The following is a 17,453-nucleotide window of genomic DNA, read 5'->3' as shown; positions in this document are numbered from 1 at the left end:
GGATGAGAGTCGGAAAGTGATAGGTTTGCATATCGTGCGCAGCCAGATAAACTCATACGGGACGGCAAAACTCCGGGAACACGGAAAATTGTTCTCGCACATGTTGCTCTCTGTATTTTGTATGTTTATAAAAGCAACGGATGATCAGTCAAGTGCTTCACAATACCAGGAACACAGTATCGCAATAATATTTTGTGGTAATAATACTTAATGATTTGAGGTAAGAATGGCGAAAAAACGAATTATAATCGGCGGGGAAGAGTTCCAAATTCCCGACCTGAATTTCAAGGGCAACACTGTATTGTATATCATCGGGGCAGTCATTTTACTCTGGTTGGCCAGCGGAATATACGTGGTTGGACCGGATGAAGTCGGTGTGGTACGGCGGTTCGGTGAAATGACCCGCCAGACAACGTCCGGAATGCATTATCACCTGCCGGCACCGTTTGAACAGGTCGATACGCCGAAAGTAACCGAGGTGAAGCGCATAGAAGTCGGATTTCGCAGTATAGGAAATGGGCGGATACGGCAGATTCCGAACGAATCGCTGATGCTGACCGGTGATGAAAACATCGTGGATGTGCAGCTGGTTGTCCAGTACAGGATAAAGGAACCGGAGAACTACCTTTTTGAAGTGCGTAATCCGAGCACCACAATCCACTCCGGTGCAGAGGCTGCATTGAGGCAGGTTGTAGGCGCCCGAAAGATTGACGAGGCACTCACCACCGGGAAAGCCGTGATTCAGGACAGTACGCACCAATTGCTGCAATCGATACTCGACCGGTATCAGGCGGGCATTCATATTGTAGCGGCACAGCTACAGGATGTCCAGCCCCCGCAACAGGTGGTGGATGCGTTTAAGGATGTGGCCAGCGCCAAGGAGGATAAAAACCGGATCATCAACCAGGCAGAAGGTTATCGCAACGATGTCATTCCGAAAGCTCGCGGCGAGGGGGAGCAACTCCTGGAACAGGCACGCGGGTATAAACAACAGCGCATCAAGAATGCCCAGGGCGACTCGGCCAGGTTTGTCCAGCTGGTCCGGGAATACCGGAGAGCCCGGTCAATTACGGAAAAGCGGCTCTATCTGGAGACTATGGAAGAAATACTACCGGGCATTCAAAAATATATCATCGATTCGGAGGGCGGCGATAATGTCCTCAAACTCCTGAATCTGGATGGAAAAGGAGGCCGCCAATGAAACATATTAAATGGATAGTTCTCGCAATTGCTGGAATTTTAGTACTGATGTCCCTGTATACGGTGGACGAAAAAAATCAGGTGGTTGTTTTGCAGTTTGGCAAGCCGGTGCGGGTGGTGCAGGAGCCCGGCCTACACATGAAAATGCCCCCGCCGTTTCAGGAAGCATTAAAGTTTGAAGATCGGCTGTTACAATACGATGTATCACCAAGTGAGGTGATTACCAAAGATAAAAAGAGCCTGATCATCGATAATTACGCCAACTGGAAGATCGTGGAACCGTTAGTGTTTCTTCAGACGGTTCGCACGGAGGCGGCAGCACAGGCCAGACTGGATGAATTGATCTATTCCGAGCTGCGTGAGCAGATGGGAAAGCACGATCTGAATGAAATTGTCACCGACGCCCGGGAAAAGATCATGAAAGACGTGGCAGACGCGGCCAACCGGAAATCCCACGAATACGGGATTGAGGTCATCGACGTACGCATCAAGCGGGCCGACCTCCCGGAAGAGAACGAGCAGGCGGTCTTTAACCGGATGCGCGCCGAGCGGAAGCGGCAGGCGAACCGGTATCGCTCCGAAGGTGAAGAACAGTCGACGATTATCCGCTCCCAGACAGATCGTGAGAAGACAGTGATACTGGCGGAAGCGCGTCGAAAAGCCGAGCAGATCCGTGGCGAAGGGGATGCCGAAGCCATCCGGATTTACGCGGATGCCTTTGGCCAGTCGCCGGAGTTTTTCGAGTTCACCCGGACGATGGACGCCTATAAAAAAGCCATCGATGACAGCACCGTGATCTTTTTATCACCGAATTCCGATTTCCTGAAATACATCAAGGGAGCCCGGCCATGAGTGAAACGTACCACGCCACCACCATCATTGGAATACGGAAAGATGGTAAAACCGCCATCGCCGGTGACGGTCAGGTGACTATGGGTGAAACCGCAACCAAGCATAAAGCGGTAAAGGTCCGCACGCTTTATGACGATAAAGTGCTTGCAGGCTTCGCCGGAGCAGCCGCAGACGCCTTTACACTGTTCGAAAAATTCGAAGGGCGGCTCGAGCAATATAAAGGGAATCTGTACCGCGCTGCCGTGGAGCTGGCCAAAGAATGGCGGACGGATAAATTCCTCCGCCGGCTGGAAGCCTTACTGGCGGTGATGGACGAAAACGGGGCGTTGATTATCTCCGGTAACGGCGACGTCATCGAACCGGACGATAACATCGTGGCCATTGGCAGCGGCGGAAATTATGCCCTTGCCGCAGCCCGGGCGCTGAATGAATTCAGCGATTTGAGTGCTGGGGAGATGGCCAGGAAGAGCCTGGAAATTGCATCAGATATCTGTATTTATACCAATAATAATATAACCGTATTGACATTAGACTCATGAAAAAAGCTATTCAATTACCCGGACGGGAGCTGACTCCCAGAGAAATTGTGAAGGAACTGGATCGATACATTATCGGTCAGGAAAAGGCCAAGAAATCGGTCGCCATTGCGCTACGGAACCGGTGGCGCCGGAAGCAGGTGGACGACGATATGCGGGAGGAGATCTATCCGAACAATATTATCCTCATCGGGCCCACAGGCGTAGGGAAAACCGAAATCGCCCGGCGCCTGGCAAACCTGGCCAACGCACCGTTCCTGAAGGTGGAAGCGTCCAAGTTTACGGAAGTCGGATACGTCGGTCGGGATGTGGAAAGCATGATCCGTGACCTGACTAATATTTCTGTAAACATGGTCAAGGAGGAGCATGAGGAACGGGTGCAGGAACGCGCCAGAGAACAGGCCAACGAGCGGATTCTGGATATTCTGATTCCACCGGCGCCCAAATCAGGCACCGAGGAAGAATCGGCAGATGAGCGCCGGGAAAAGACCCGGGAAAAATTCCGGCAGCGCCTGAATGCCGGAGACTTCGAAAGCAGGCAGATTGAAATTGAAGTCCAAGATGACAGCACACCCATGATGCAGATCTTCGGGGCGTCCGGCATGGAGGAAATGGGGGTAAATCTCCAGGACATGCTGGGCAATCTGATGCCGTCCAAGAAAAAAACCCGAAAGACCAGCGTGGCCGAAGCCCGGAAAATCCTGACCCAACAGGAAGCCGACAAGCTGATCGATATGGATAAAGTGACTAACGAAGCGCTTCAGCGGGTGCAGAATTCCGGTATAATCTTCCTGGATGAAATTGATAAGATCGCCGGGGATCGCGGCGGCGGTTCCGGCAACCAGGCGGACGTCTCCCGTGAAGGCGTACAACGGGACATCCTGCCAATCGTGGAGGGTTCTACCGTCATGACCAAGTACGGCATGGTGCAGACCGAGCACATCCTGTTTATTGCCGCCGGTGCATTTCACATGACCAAGCCGTCGGATCTGATTCCGGAACTCCAGGGGCGGTTTCCCATCCGCGTGGAACTGAACAGCCTCACTACCGAGGATTTTATCAAGATTCTTCAGCATCCGGAGAATGCGTTGATTAAACAGTATCAGGCCTTGCTGGATACGGAGGGCGTCGAACTGGAATTCAAAGACGGGGCTATTGAAGCAGTGGCGGAGATCGCGACGGAAGTTAATGAAACGACGGAGAACATTGGTGCACGCCGGCTCCATACCATTATGACCTTATTACTGGAAGACCTCCAGTTTGAGCTGCCGGATGGGGACCCCGGCGAAACAACTATCACCGGCGAAATTGTCCGGGATCGGCTCCGGGAAATCGTGGAGGATAAAGATTTAACGAGATACATTCTTTAGACAAAGAGGTAGATATATATGCTATTACGTATTGCGTAATTTTAACTCCAATTTTTTAAATACGTAATACGCAGTACGCAATACTGTCGATAACAACCTGATACACTGCCTTCTTCAATCCTATGGAGAGCAGGCGATTTTACCTTAACACTTAAACACCGGAACACTTTAACACTGTAGTTTAGGAGAACGACGTGCAAAAAGACTTTCTCGCTATCACGGATATGACCCGTGAAGAAATTATGAAGACCTTCGAGCTCACGAAAGTACTGAAGGAAGAAGTGAATAAGGGCATTCCGCACCATCGGCTGGACGGCCAGTCCCTGGCAATGATCTTTGCCAAACCGTCTGCCCGGACGCGGGTGTCATTCGAGACCGGGATGTTCCAGCTGGGCGGGCATGCTCTCTATCTTTCGCCAAACGATATCGGTATCGGAAAGCGGGAGGCGGTAAAGGACATTGCTCAGGTGCTCTCACGGTATAATAACGGTATCATGGCGAGGCTGTTTGAGCATCGTCACATGGAAGAACTTGCTGAATTCGCATCCGTGCCCGTGATTAACGGTCTGACGGATTTCAACCATCCGTGTCAGGTGATGGCGGATATTTTTACGGTACTGGAGCACCGCGGAAACCTGAATGAGCTCAAAGTCACGTTCGTTGGTGACGGAAATAACGTAGCCAATTCCTGGATTAATCTGGCGTCACGGATTCCCATGCATTTTGTCATCGCTTCACCCAGTGGATATGATCCGGATCCAACTATCCTGGAAAAGGCCAGAGAGGCGGGTATCAGCGAAATAGAGGTCCTTGGCGATCCCAAAGAAGCAGTAGCGGATACAGATGTTATCTATACAGATGTCTGGGCATCCATGGGCCAGGAAGACGAAGCGGAAGAACGACGGAAAGCGTTTATGCCGTTTCAGGTGAATTCGGAACTCCTGTCCCAGGCGAAAGAGGATTGTTACGTGATGCACTGTCTGCCGGCGCATCGCGGCGACGAAATTACCAATGTAGTGATCGACGGACCCCACTCTATCGTCTTCGACGAGGCCGAAAATCGGATGCACGTACAGAAGGCGATTATGGTGCAGTTGATGGAGAAATAATTTCCTAACGATTTTCCTGCTGGTTCAAGCCCAGTGGCAGGGGCTTAAACCGGTAATATTTTCATTCCTCCCAGTTACCTTTTTGACCAAAATCACATCGCCAACGTCTCACTCATAGTTTTGTTGATCCATATCAAATATTATTAACCATCACTTGAGAAAGTCCTGCCAGCTGTTATCATAACTACCGTCTGAAATGAGACCAATTAACTCATCATTAAAAATTGGGAGTACAAATGGGGCGTGTAGAATTTTATCGTAAAGTGCACCAAATCCTTGCAGGTTTCCTTGTGCTGATTATAATGGTGCCAGCTGCCGGCTTTTCACAAGCAGTGATTACCGCATCGAATCAACAGGAAGGCGCTCTCTTCGGCAGAGCAGTCCTCGGATTATCCGACATCGATGGTAATGGTGCCGGAGAATATCTGGTTTCTGCACCATACGAGGATGTGGGCATCTGGACCCGCACCGGTCGGGTATACCATATCGATGGCTCAGGTCAGGATACAATTAAGACTATGACTAACCCGAACCAGGATTTTACTACATTTTTTGGAATAGATATGGAGTACACCGGCGACATCAACAGTAACGGATCTGACGACATTATCATTAGTGCCAGCGGTGCGGAAATGTGGGGCAATACGACACAGCGCGGCGGTGCTTACGTTTACGATGGCGGTACCTTCGATAGTTTGCTAGCTGTCCGTCCACCTGCAAATATGGAAACCACAATGCTGGGAACCAGCGTCTCCGGGATTGGAGATGTAAACGGTGACGATGTATCCGACCTGGTTTTGGTGGACAGTCAATCCAGGGAAAATTCATGGGCAAACAAGTTTGTGGTATTCATTTACAGCGGAGTGGATAACGACGGAGACGGATACGCGGATTTTCTTCATACCATTGATGAACCGGTGAACGCGGAATATCCGTACTATGACATTGGCGGGGAGATCGCCGGTGGGACCGATTTGACCGGAGATGGTTCTGGTGATCTCCTTATCGGGAATCCGGTGAATGAATTTGTGCATATCGTGAATGGAGCAGATGGCGGTATTCACAGAACGGTGGTCACGCCGTTTGCAGGCGGAAACGTCAACCAGTTCAACGGTCATTTTGGGACCAGCGTCTCCTTTATCACCGACGTCTCCGGCGATTCGGTGCCGGAATTTATTGTCGGCGCACCTGATGAGTACGGTGAGCGATCCGGCGGCAAAGTATACGTATATAACGGCGCTACGTTGGACGCTATGCATGAGATCTATTCCCCCATAGATGGTACCCCCAGTGAATTCGGGAACGCCGTACAGGCGATCCCGGATATTAACGATGATGACCAGGCCGATTTCCTCGTCGGTTCCACAGCAAACGCACCGGACGGCACAGTGAGCGCCGGACGAGTCTACGTGTTCAGCACATCGGATTTTTCCTTTGTGGCAGAACTTGTCTCGCCGACGCCTCAGAATTTCAGCTCCTACTATGATAATTTTGGGGTGGAACTCACCGGAGTCCCGGATGCCAACAGTGATGGCCGCGCGGAAATTCTGGTGGGAGCACCAAACGACAGCACCCAGTCCGGGGTTTCGCAAATGGGTGTGGCATATCAATTTTCCTCCCAGGGATTCCCCGGATTCAATCTGCCACCGAACGCAGATTTCACTGCCGATACTACGCAGGCGCTGACGACCGACACTCTCACATTTACGGCGAACGCCAGTGACCCGGACGGCAGCGTCATAGGCTATCGCTGGGATTTCCAGAGCGACGGAACCGTGGACGATACTTCCCAATCACCGAAGCACCGATTTTACAACAGCGGTAAATACAAAGTGAGTCTGACGGTGGTGGATGATGACAGCGTTACGGCATCGCATTCCGCGCTCATCACGATTTTTCCCGGCGAAAAAGATACCGGTCCGCGTCGGTTAACCGATAATTCCGTGGACGATACCAATCCGTTTATTATCGGGCCTTCAACCGTCTACTATCACTCGGATATGAATAACGAGGTCATTCGGAAGAATACCAATGATTACAGCCTCCAGTCCAATGCACAGCACCTGAATGCCGACCAGAACAACGTGGTGTACGTTGCGAATACCGTCAACGGTAATGCTGGCATATTTCTGTACAACGGAAGAGTCACCCCGGACGAGCTGGGACATGTGTACTATTATCCGAGCCGTGGTGCGATTGAACCATTCAATGACAAAGTGGGGGGTAAAGGACTGATCGCCTATTCCCATGCCGAAGGGACCAGTAATTTCACACTGGGCTTTTATGCCAATGGACACAATTACACGGATATGGGTATGGGGCTCAATCCCATGTTTCCGCGAGTGAGCACGGATGGTTATACCATTGCGTATGCTGCCAAAGAAAATGCGAGCGGCGATCCGTATGAGATTTACCGATACACCTGGAGCGACAGCGTGAACGGCGGCACGAATGAGCGTATTGCCAAGGCCGCTTCTGAGAATGAGAATCTCGGGATGGAAAATGAGGTCACTCCCCTGGGCATTGCCATCAGCGACAGCGGAGAAGTGATTGCCTGGGAAGCCAAAACCAGCACATCAACCGGTGCCTCGCGGCATATTGAATACTGGAAAAACGGGGTTGTCCACGAAGTCACCGGACAAGGCTGGCCGGTGGTGAGTCACGATGGCCGATATATCATGACGCACGATTATATCTATGATACACAGCAGGAAAAAGGGTTGGACATCGGCGGCTCCGATTACGGCGATCTGGATGCGTCCACGAACTATCCGAGGACATTTGATATGGACTATGATGGCAACTACGTCGTGTTTACAGGGGAATTGGATCAAAAGCTGTACATTCACTCCCGTATAACCAACCGGACGCAACTGGTCCGGGATTCGGATGATGATATGCGCACGCCGCGGATCAGTCCGGACGGCATGTATCTGGCGTGGGAGGAGAAAGTCAACGGCGACGACTGGGAAATCTTTACATATCGGAATCCCATGAGCGAGGGCGGACTGGAGAATCCCGGCACCAATATCAGTGAGCTGCCTGATCAGCGGGTTGCGAATCTGCAGATCAGTGCTGACGGACGATACAGCGTGTTCACCGGGATGCTCGGATTCTCTCCGGAGGTCTACCTCTACGATAAAGAAGTCGGGGCGCGACAGGTGCTGACCGATAACGCGGTGGGCGAGTCGAATCTGCTGCTGTCCGGAGACGGCAGTGTGCTGCTCTGGAGCCAGACAGACGTCCAGGGGAATAATGCCCAGACTGTATATTTCGATATTGAACAGACGAACAGGGCAGTGCTCGCGGATATGGCGACGCCAGAGGCCATCAGTCATGACGGTTCCAGAGTGCTGCTGGACTTTGCTTACAACGGAAAAATCTACCGCGGACGGACCGTCCTCTATGATAAATCCACTGGTTTGTACAATCCAATTCCCGATATTGGCGATCTGGAAGACTATTCACCCGACCTGAACTATCTCTTGCTGGAAGAAAGTGATTCACTCAAGGTATATAACACTCAGGACTCGAGTCTGGTGGAATTCGCAGCAGGATATTCCGTGGAAGGATATCCCGAAATCGACAGCTCCGGTACCCGAGTGCTCTATCAAACAGAGGTAGACAGCACAGAGATGGAGCAACTACGGCTGTACGACACGACCACCGATTCCACAATAATCATCAGTGAGAATTCCACCGAAGATGACATGTGGATTGAATTCGGAGCGCTCACCGGTGATGGCAGCACCGTTTTTTTCCAGGTAAGCGCCGAAGGCAATGTAGAGGGAAACAACGTCATCTACCGGTACGACATTTCCACCGGTCAGCAGGTGATGGTTGATGATCAGGGTATTGACGAGTACCTGGACGATTACGATTACAGTGAAGACGGCCGGTTCTTTGCCTATTCGAAAATTATCAACGAGGAACAATGGGTAAAAGATGTCTTCTATTATGACCACAAAACCGGGACGACCACCGGCGTTACACATGATAATGCGAATGACCAGAATCCGGTAATCAGTGCCGACGGCACCACCCTTCTCTGGGCAGGCAAAGATGGAGCCGGTCCCCAGGCAACTACGGAAGCCTGGCAATATCAACTGTATGAACCAACCACGACACCAGTGGCTGATGGAGCAGATGTGCCCGAAAATTTCCGGCTCTATTCCAACTATCCGAACCCGTTTAATCCGGAAACTACATTCCAGTTTGCGTTGCCGGGCGCCTCGAATGTGCAGATACAGATCTTTAATATTCGGGGTCAGCAGGTGAGAGTCATGCAACTTGGCCGGATGACCGCCGGTACGAAAATGGTACAGTTCGACGGTAGCGACCTGGCCAGCGGCATGTACGTATACCGGGTTGTGGTAAAGAGTGCAGACCGGACTTTGCGGAAGACCGGAAAATTTACCCTGCTCAAATAAAATTCCCCTCCAATACGCTGTTCTGAGCGAACAGCGGCTTTTTCTTTTCTCCTCGCTCTCACTTACATCTTTATGTATTTTTATGACAATGTTAGTGCAAACGAGTAATGATTGAGGTAATTCAAACTTTGATTGTTCGCAGTCAAATCAGGCTAGAACTTAGCGGCTGACCTCTATATAGATGGGGATAATTTCTAATGAATTTAAATCTTGTTCTACGCATCTGTACTGCGATAGTTGTGTTGTGGAGTATCGGAGTCCAAAGCATTTATGCCATTCCACAGGAAGAATCAGGTTCGATACAAAATCGCGTCATTCGGTTGAATGACCTGGGGGAACAGGCCCTTCCGGCAAAGTCGGATAGTGCAATCATCTATGGGGAACAAGCGCTGGAACTGACAGAAACGGCCAACTTTCCCATGGAAGAAATTCGGGCTCACCGAAACATGGCCAAAGGTTATTACCATTCTTCCAGGCGGGAAGAGGCGCTGGACCAGCATCAGCAACAGTTGCGTGTCGCAACCGAAGCGGACCTGCCGAATGAACAGGTCAGGGCCCTTCGTGATATCGGTTTTACCCACGAAATGATTGGCGAGTATCAACAGGCCATGACCTATTATGAACAGGGTATCCGGATGGCGGATTCTCTCAGTCTTGAGGGAAAACTGGCAACTTTGTACAACGATATGGGAATTGTGCATAAAACTATTGCGAAATATGAAGAATCCCTCCGGTATTATCTGGACGCGCTGAAGATGTATGAGAGTATTGTAGACAGTGCCGGTATCGGTCGGGTCACCGGAAATATTGGTGTGATTTATGAAAAGTTGGGTAATTATGAAAAATCGCTGGAATTCCATAAGAAGGCGCTGGCGATTTACCGGAACCATCTCGGTCCGCGCTACGTGGCCGGTGGACTCACCAATATCGGGATTATTTATTGGTATGAGGGAGAGTATCAATCCGCTTTGGAATACTTAAATAAGGCGCTGGATATCAGACAAAAACTCGGAAACCGGTATGAGATCGCTGGGGCACTGGAAAACATTGGTCTGGTGCTCATTGATATGGAACAGTACCGGAGAGCGCTAGAATTCCTGACTAACGCGCTGGCAATCAAGCAAGATTATGAAGACAGGAACGGGATAGTCAACTCTTACTACAATATTGGGACGGTTTACCAGGGAATGCATCAGTATTCTAAATCAATTGAATATCTGGATAAAGCCGAATCTCAGGCTGCCGAGCTCGGATTACGACGGCAGCTCGTGGAAATCTACAAAACACGATCGAAAGTATATGAATCGTCCGGTGCCTTTCAGGAGGCGCTGCGGAATCATAAATTATATAGCGCGACCAAAGACAGTATTACCGCAGCAGAAACGCAGGAAAGAATCGCCGAACTTCAGACCCAATACGAGGCACAGCGGCGGGAGCAGCAAATTACAAATCTGGAACAGGAAAACACAACGGCAAATCTCAGGATAGCGAAACAGCGACAACTTGGTATATTTTTGGTGTTCACGATAATCGTATTAATCGGCGGCGGTATTCTGATATACCGGTTTTACCATCAGAAGAAACTGGCGAATATCAAACTTGTATCCGCAAACGGTATCCTGGAAAAGCAGCGGAAGGAACTTCAGGAGGCGCTACAAAAAATCAAAACACTCCGGGGTCTGCTGCCTATCTGTGCGAATTGCAAGAAAATCCGCGACGATTCCGGCTATTGGAATGAGGTGGAGCATTACATAATTGATCACTCGGAAGCACAGTTCACCCATGGGATCTGTCCCGAGTGTATAACAGAATTGTATCCTAATTTTTCAGGGAATATTGAACAGGATTAGGAAGGATTTGAATCCGGAGGACAGTATGAAGCAGATCTATAAAATCCCAGTGTGGTTCGCGATTTTTATTTTGGCAGCAAGTGTCGTGTCGTGTGGGGGAGAAAAGGAAAAGAATTTCAGTGACGCACCGCTGACTGATACCCAGTTAAAACACGGGATCGGCCCCATTGATACGGTAAAAGTCGGAAATATAGATATAGGCCTCGTTCGCAGGGGGCAGTCTATTTTTCGAGCAGAGTGCATGAAATGCCATACTATGGATAAAGCTGTTCTAGGTCCGGCCCTCCGTAATATCACCGAACGGCGAACTCCTGAATTTATCATGAATATGATCCTGAATCCCCAGGAGAATGTGATGCGTCATCCGGTCCTGCAGAAGTATCACCAACAGTTTAACCAGTACATGACTGACGTTGGCCTGGACAGTAGTGGCGCCCGGGCGGTGCTGGAGTACCTGCGGAGCGAAGCGCCTGAGTAGGCTATATGGATTTTCAGTAAAGACTACTCGGGATAGGCATGAAACGTCTCTCCAGGATCTTACCGAATTTATCCTCTAATCGTGGAAATTATTACGTTAAAATAGTTAAAATAATAGAGTAACGCTTATATGCCTATGTAGGGACATGCCACGGCATGTCCCTATTCAAGGTGTTGTGAAGGCCTCAATTTGCAATTTAAGCGTTCCTTATCCCGTTTATTCCAAGTGGAATCCATGCTCGGAATTAAGCGCCACCGACGCTGAGAGCCGGAGATCCTGAGTAGTTATCGCGACGATCGGCGACGCGAGTATCTTCCATCTTTTACTAAAAAAGATGGTATCTTTTAAGAAACACCTTCCGAAAACTATTCCCGGGCTTCTATTAATAAAACCCCATTTTTTTATTGGTAAGTACTTTTTTAAAAAAAGTACCAAAAATCCGGCTGCCCCATCCGGTTCAAGAATTGTCTCACCAGAGACCCCTTCGGGGCTACACAGGTCTCGCTACCAAACCCAGAACTCGGGCGCCTCGCTCCCTTAGACAGCTGGGTTTGGTGACGCTCAACCTGCAGAAATTCAATGAACCGAATGGGTGAGGCCGAATAAAAGAACAAGGAGCGATCGGCGATGGTTTTTTTTGGGGAGAAAAAGATCCCATCTATCGCAAAGATGACATCTTTGTGGTTGACCAGTTAAAACTCAAAAACCCAAATGGGGGCCCTCTGCGACTGATTCAGGACTCTGTTGGGGGAGAGAGAAGGACATTGCCTGTCGATTTTTAATGCTCCTAAATTGTCAGAAATCCGGTGTTGTTTTTTTGTATCATCAATTAAATAAAACGTAAGGTATAATTGTAATCAAAGGTTAAAAACAGTGTAATACTCCCTTGAATATTTCCGGCCTGAAATAAAAAAGGCGTCCCGGGGGGGACGGGACGCCTTTTTTTCCTCCACTGTGGGTTTTGGTCTGTGAGAGGGGAGGTTGAAACTGCACTATTTCAGGAGGGTGACTTTCTGCATGAGTGCTTTCTCCGGGGTCTCGAACCGGATGAAATAGATACCGGAGGAGAGGTTACTTCCGTCTAGCTGGTACTCATGAATTCCGGATTCCAGCTGTTGATTCACAAGCGAGGCGACCTGTTGTCCCATCAGGTTGTAGACACTCACTTTGACCGGCGCATTGTCAGTGAGGGTAAAACGTATCGTCGTCACCGGGTTAAAGGGATTCGGGTACGCGGAGAGCGTAAACGCCTCAGGAACCAGCGCATCGTTTTCCTTGGCAATTGGTGTAGTCGCCCCCTGGGGCAATCTGCCGTCGGCATCCAGTTTTGACAATCCTTTAAGCCAGAGACCTTCGCCAAATGCGCCGACAAAATCAACCTGGGCGAAGAAACCATCGTCCGGTAATGAGACGCCACCAGTCATGGCTGCGCTACCGCTGGCCGGTCGCGGATCAATTGTACCGGCACCGTCCTGGCGGTCGGTGTCCAACGACCGCAGCTGCGGATCGGTGTCCTGTGCCGCCAGTCCCAGCGTATCGATTTCAAACTGTGCCCCGGCATTCCCGTAGACGATGTTTTCTGCGGAGAAGTTGAGGGAATCTTCGGGAATCAGCGCGAAGGTGGCGTCTTCCGTAATCCGCACACCGTAGCCGTTGCCTTCGGTCACGATCACGTTGCGGAAATCACCGCCGGTACCTTCCCGGAGCCGGATCATCTGATCCGCGCCGTCGCCGGTAGGGCTGCCGCCGCCGGGACCGATGAGGGTCACATTGTGGAACTGGGGATAGGAACGCGGCTGTTGATCGTAATTGTCGCCGTCGTTATCCATTTCGAAGCCGCGGCCTGCCGCATCCGTGCCCTGCAGCGCGAACAGGAACTGTCCTTTGCCCTGGTAGCCCTGGTCTGTGTCGAAGGCGTCGTCGCCGACGAACAGGACGGAGAGATACTTCACGTTGACCGTCCCGCCGAAGAATTCGAAGCCGTCGTCCAGATTCCAGGCAACTTCGCAGTGTTCCACCACGGTGCCGTCGCCGACGCCGGCGAAGGTGATGCCGTTAATTTCGTTGTCCTGCCCGATGGACCGCCCGCCGTACCAGACCCGCACATAGCGGAGAATCCCGCTGCTGTCATGGGGATCGTCGCCGCCGTATGGGACGCCGGTGAGGCCTTCCACGTTAGACTCGCCGCCTTCGGCGTTAATCGGGGCGTTCCCGAGGAGAATCAGGCCACCCCAGGTACCGCGGGCCGGCAGCTGATCATCGGAGAGGGACGAGGTAAATGTAATCGGCGCATCGGCGCGGCCGTCCGCTATCAATTTCGCGCCGCGTTCCACGATCAGCGCCGGGGCCAGGCCGCTGCCGTCATCTTCGTTGGCCTTGATGACTGTGCCCGGTTCGACGGTGAGGGTGGCGCCGGACTTCACAAATACCTGTGCCGTCAGCAGATAGTCATTGTCGGCCGTCCAGGTGGTGTTCTCGGTAATGTCCGAGGACACTTCCACCTGGGCTAAAACCGATGAAGCAATGAATATTAATACAAACAGAGTTAAAAATCGTTTCATAGTCGGTTTGACTCCTTCTGTTATTGTTTACAGATTATACGAGACGCCCAAGCTGATGGACTGTCCCGGTTGGTACACTTTCGTGGTTTTCAGTTCGCTGGTTGCCGGCTCGATCTGACCGAATTTGACTTTCGAATTCAGCAGATTTTTTGCCTTAAAACCGATGGAGAATTTTTGGATATTCTTGGAAACCGTAAGATTCAGTGAGTGGAACGGATACTCATATTCGTTCGGTAATCCGCCTGCCCCGATAGACCGGGGCCGCTTGGTGAAAGTATTGTAGGCCATCGTTGCACTCAGTCCCTGTAAATCACGGTAGTTCAGACTGGCGTTCATTATCAGGTCGGACTGTCCCTGAAGCGGTCTTGAGATGGCTGTTGCCGTATTTCTCACCTGGTACCCGGTAAAAAGCGTCACTACTGAATCGGTCTCAACTTCCGTCTGGGAATAGGTGGTATTGAACTGGACTTCAAAGACACCGTAATCCTGCGGAATAAATCCGAGTTTGGTGCGAAGTTCAAATTCTGCGCCCCAGCTGCTGGCGGATCTGGCATTCTGCGGCGTCCGGTAGGATCCGTCAGCCACTTCGATGAGGGAGTTTTCGATGGGATTGGTAAAATCCTTGGTAAATAGCGTAGCGGCCAGCAGTTCACCGGCCCGTGGGAACCACTCGTACCGGATATCGTAGTTCCGGATGTCCGTGGTCTTCAGGAACGGGAAACCAACGTACGGTTCCTCGCCATAGAATTCCCGGTATTCGAACGGGGCGATTTCCCGAAATTCAGGGCGGGCAACCGTGTGGGAATAGGCAAGCCGAAGATTCGACTTTTCGGACAGCGCCACGATCAGATTATACGAGGGTAAAAGTTCCACTTCATTGATGTTGGAGAGCAGCGTATCGCTGCCGGAGATGTTGCCCTTGTAGGGCTCATTTGTCACCGGATCATACGGCTGGAGATTCATCTGATACGTTTCATACCGGGCGCCACCGATGAACCGGACGCGATTCAACGGTTGAAAGAGCCCGAATCCCAGCGGGACTTCCACCATGGCAAAGCCGGCGTTCAGATCTTCGCTGGCAGAATAGGCATCGGAAGGCTGAGTCGATTCCCGGATAATCAGTCCGGGTGTGACGTTGCCGTCTGCATCTACAGAAAAGTAGTTGGAATCGGTCAGTGCCGCGCCATATTGCCCATCGGTCACGACTGTGACTTCCGGATCCCAGGAACCGGCACTGTATTTATTTGCGTAACTGTGATAGAAACTCCGGCGTTCGAACTCCCGGTTATTATCCTGGATGCGAGTACCGAGCTTCAATTTATACGGCTGGTTGAACCGGTCATTGAGGGACATCTCCCAGTTGAGATCCAGCGAGGCGTTGTTATCGTCACCGGAGAGAAATTCCCGGGTACCGGCGCTCCAGGAATAGGTGTCCATCTGGAAGTAGGTGCTGTCCTGGGCGCCGAAGGCCTGCTTTTCGCGATAGTTCAGCCGTTTGGTATCCGGCTCGGACAGCCGGGACGTGGCGTTGGTGTATGACCATTCCAACCGGTGGTGCATCGGAGAACCCAATTGATGCGACCCGCTCAGCGTGGATGTCGAAATGCTCTTTTCTGAGAAGTAATGCTTAATGAACATGCCGTTGTCGAAGTTGGCCGCGAAGCCTTCCTCGCTGGTGACTTCATTGGCAGAATTATGGGTGTACAGATGGTGGAATTTGATTTTGTGAGCATTGAACAGTTCCATGCCGGTGCTGAAAGATGCGCCCAGATTAGTACTATATTCAGACTGAGCACGGTCCTTCCCGAGTCGCGCGGACATGGTTAAATCGTTATTCATGCTGTACTCATTGATATCTGCGACGGTGTAGTCGTAATCGTTTGAAAACTTGAGTGTAGAAAAGAAGCCGTACTCGAGATTCCCATTCGGATTGAACCGGTCACCGTAGCTGGCTCCCAGCGATATCGGTCGCCCCGGCAATCCGGAAACCGACTGGTACCCAGTCTGAAAATCCGCACCATACTGACCCAAGAGTTCCTTCCGGGTGAGCGGGCTTTCGCTGAGCTTACCGTTGTATACACCGAGACGAATCGTGTCCGGAATGCTGGCGGGCATGCTCCTGGTGCCGTCATCGAAGCCGAAAAAATCGTATCGACCGCCGTCGGTCTGCCTGTACTGGATATTATCTGTCCCATAGAAGTTATTGCCGGCCGACAGACTGAATTTAAATACCCGGTTATCGGGGTACGCTTTCGTCTTTATGTTGACGCTGCCTCCGGCAAAGGTACCGGGGAGGTCAGGGGTAAACGTTTTAGAAGCGGTGATACTCTCCAGCAGTGCAGATGAGAATAGGTTCAGCGGCACGGTCTTTTTATCCGGATCGGGGCTTGGAATCGGCGCGCCATTCATCTGAGTATTCGTGTAGCGTTCGCCGAGACTCCGGACCTGCACGGTTTTTCCATCGATAACCGAGACGCCTGTGACTCTGGCCAGGGCATCTGCTGCGTTGGAGTCGCCGGCACGGGACATCTGTGCAGCGCTGATGCCGTCCTGAACGTTCGAGGAATTCCGTTGTTCTGTCAGCAGGTGAACGTCACCGGACTGTTTGGCATCCACTTCTACGACCACCTCATCCATCTGAAGACTGGATGGTGCCAGGGCGATGTCCAGGCGCGTGGTGGTCGATTCCTGCACCTCAACGCCGGTAATCCGCTTGGCTTCGTAGCCGATGTACGTGGCTTTCACAGTATAGATGCCAGGCCGGATCCCCCGGATCATAAAGTTGCCGTTGAGATCCGTGGCAGCTCCGGATTGGGTGGCTTCCAGGATGACGTTAGCTCCAATCAGTGGATCGCCGGTTTCGGAATCGACAATCTGTCCGGTAATCCGTCCGGTGGATGCTGCGAAGAGAGTCGATCCGGTAATGAGTATAATTGCAATGGATATGACGAGTTGTCTAAAACGTTGAATCTTATTCATGGTTTTCTCCTCTCATTTCTCAAAACCCGACAGTAGGATACGGAGGAGATGTAAAAAAACGTTAAACGGGAAGTGAAGATGCGATAAA

The 17,453-nt window shown here is 51.1% G+C and carries 10 protein-coding genes; 8 read left to right on the top strand and 2 right to left on the bottom strand.

Going from position 1 to position 17,453, the window contains the following annotated elements; translation table 11 throughout:
• The first annotated feature begins 226 nt into the window (after window positions 1–226).
• The 8 genes from hflK to K9N57_11005 all read left to right on the top strand — a co-directional run bounded on the left by hflK (window position 227) and on the right by K9N57_11005 (window position 11,825).
• On the top strand, window positions 227–1,201 hold the full coding sequence (gene hflK / locus K9N57_11040; protein MCF7804717.1) for an FtsH protease activity modulator HflK: 975 nt from the start codon (window positions 227–229) through the stop codon (window positions 1,199–1,201).
• A complete protein-coding gene (hflC, locus tag K9N57_11035) occupies window positions 1,198–2,052 on the top strand; it encodes a protease modulator HflC (GenBank protein MCF7804716.1) in 855 nt (284 codons plus the stop codon). The genes hflK and hflC overlap by 4 nt, the downstream gene beginning before the upstream one ends.
• A complete protein-coding gene (gene hslV, locus K9N57_11030; GenBank protein MCF7804715.1) occupies window positions 2,049–2,591 on the top strand; it encodes an ATP-dependent protease subunit HslV in 543 nt (180 codons plus the stop codon). Before hflC ends, hslV begins: the two co-directional genes overlap by 4 nt.
• Window positions 2,588–3,958 (top strand): ATP-dependent protease ATPase subunit HslU, encoded by a 1,371-nt coding sequence (hslU, locus tag K9N57_11025; GenBank protein MCF7804714.1) that lies wholly within the window; start codon window positions 2,588–2,590, stop codon window positions 3,956–3,958. Before hslV ends, hslU begins: the two co-directional genes overlap by 4 nt.
• 194 nt (window positions 3,959–4,152) lie before the next feature.
• On the top strand, window positions 4,153–5,067 hold the full coding sequence (gene argF, locus K9N57_11020) for an ornithine carbamoyltransferase (protein MCF7804713.1): 915 nt from the start codon (window positions 4,153–4,155) through the stop codon (window positions 5,065–5,067).
• A 236-nt stretch (window positions 5,068–5,303) separates the two neighbouring features.
• Window positions 5,304–9,497, top strand: coding sequence for a T9SS type A sorting domain-containing protein (locus K9N57_11015; protein MCF7804712.1), 4,194 nt, complete (start codon window positions 5,304–5,306; stop codon window positions 9,495–9,497).
• A 197-nt stretch (window positions 9,498–9,694) separates the two neighbouring features.
• The gene (locus K9N57_11010; protein ID MCF7804711.1) at window positions 9,695–11,347 is read left to right on the top strand and encodes a tetratricopeptide repeat protein; all 1,653 of its coding nucleotides are present in this window, start codon (window positions 9,695–9,697) and stop codon (window positions 11,345–11,347) included.
• Between the two features lie 25 nt (window positions 11,348–11,372).
• Window positions 11,373–11,825, top strand: coding sequence for a cytochrome c (locus K9N57_11005; protein ID MCF7804710.1), 453 nt, complete (start codon window positions 11,373–11,375; stop codon window positions 11,823–11,825).
• A gap of 992 nt (window positions 11,826–12,817) precedes the next feature.
• On the opposite strand, the gene K9N57_11000 is transcribed toward K9N57_11005, so the two are convergent.
• Window positions 12,818–14,386: a T9SS type A sorting domain-containing protein gene (locus K9N57_11000; GenBank protein ID MCF7804709.1), complete on the bottom strand. Its 1,569-nt coding sequence runs from the start codon at window positions 14,384–14,386 to the stop codon at window positions 12,818–12,820.
• Window positions 14,387–14,413: 27 nt separating this feature from the next.
• A complete protein-coding gene (locus K9N57_10995; GenBank protein ID MCF7804708.1) occupies window positions 14,414–17,365 on the bottom strand; it encodes a carboxypeptidase-like regulatory domain-containing protein in 2,952 nt (983 codons plus the stop codon).
• Window positions 17,366–17,453 lie beyond the last annotated feature (88 nt).

This window comes from Candidatus Neomarinimicrobiota bacterium, from assembly GCA_021734025.1.
Lineage (GTDB): Bacteria > Fidelibacterota > JAANXI01 > JAANXI01 > JAANXI01 > JAANXI01.
This window is presented reverse-complemented; position numbering and strand designations above follow the sequence as displayed.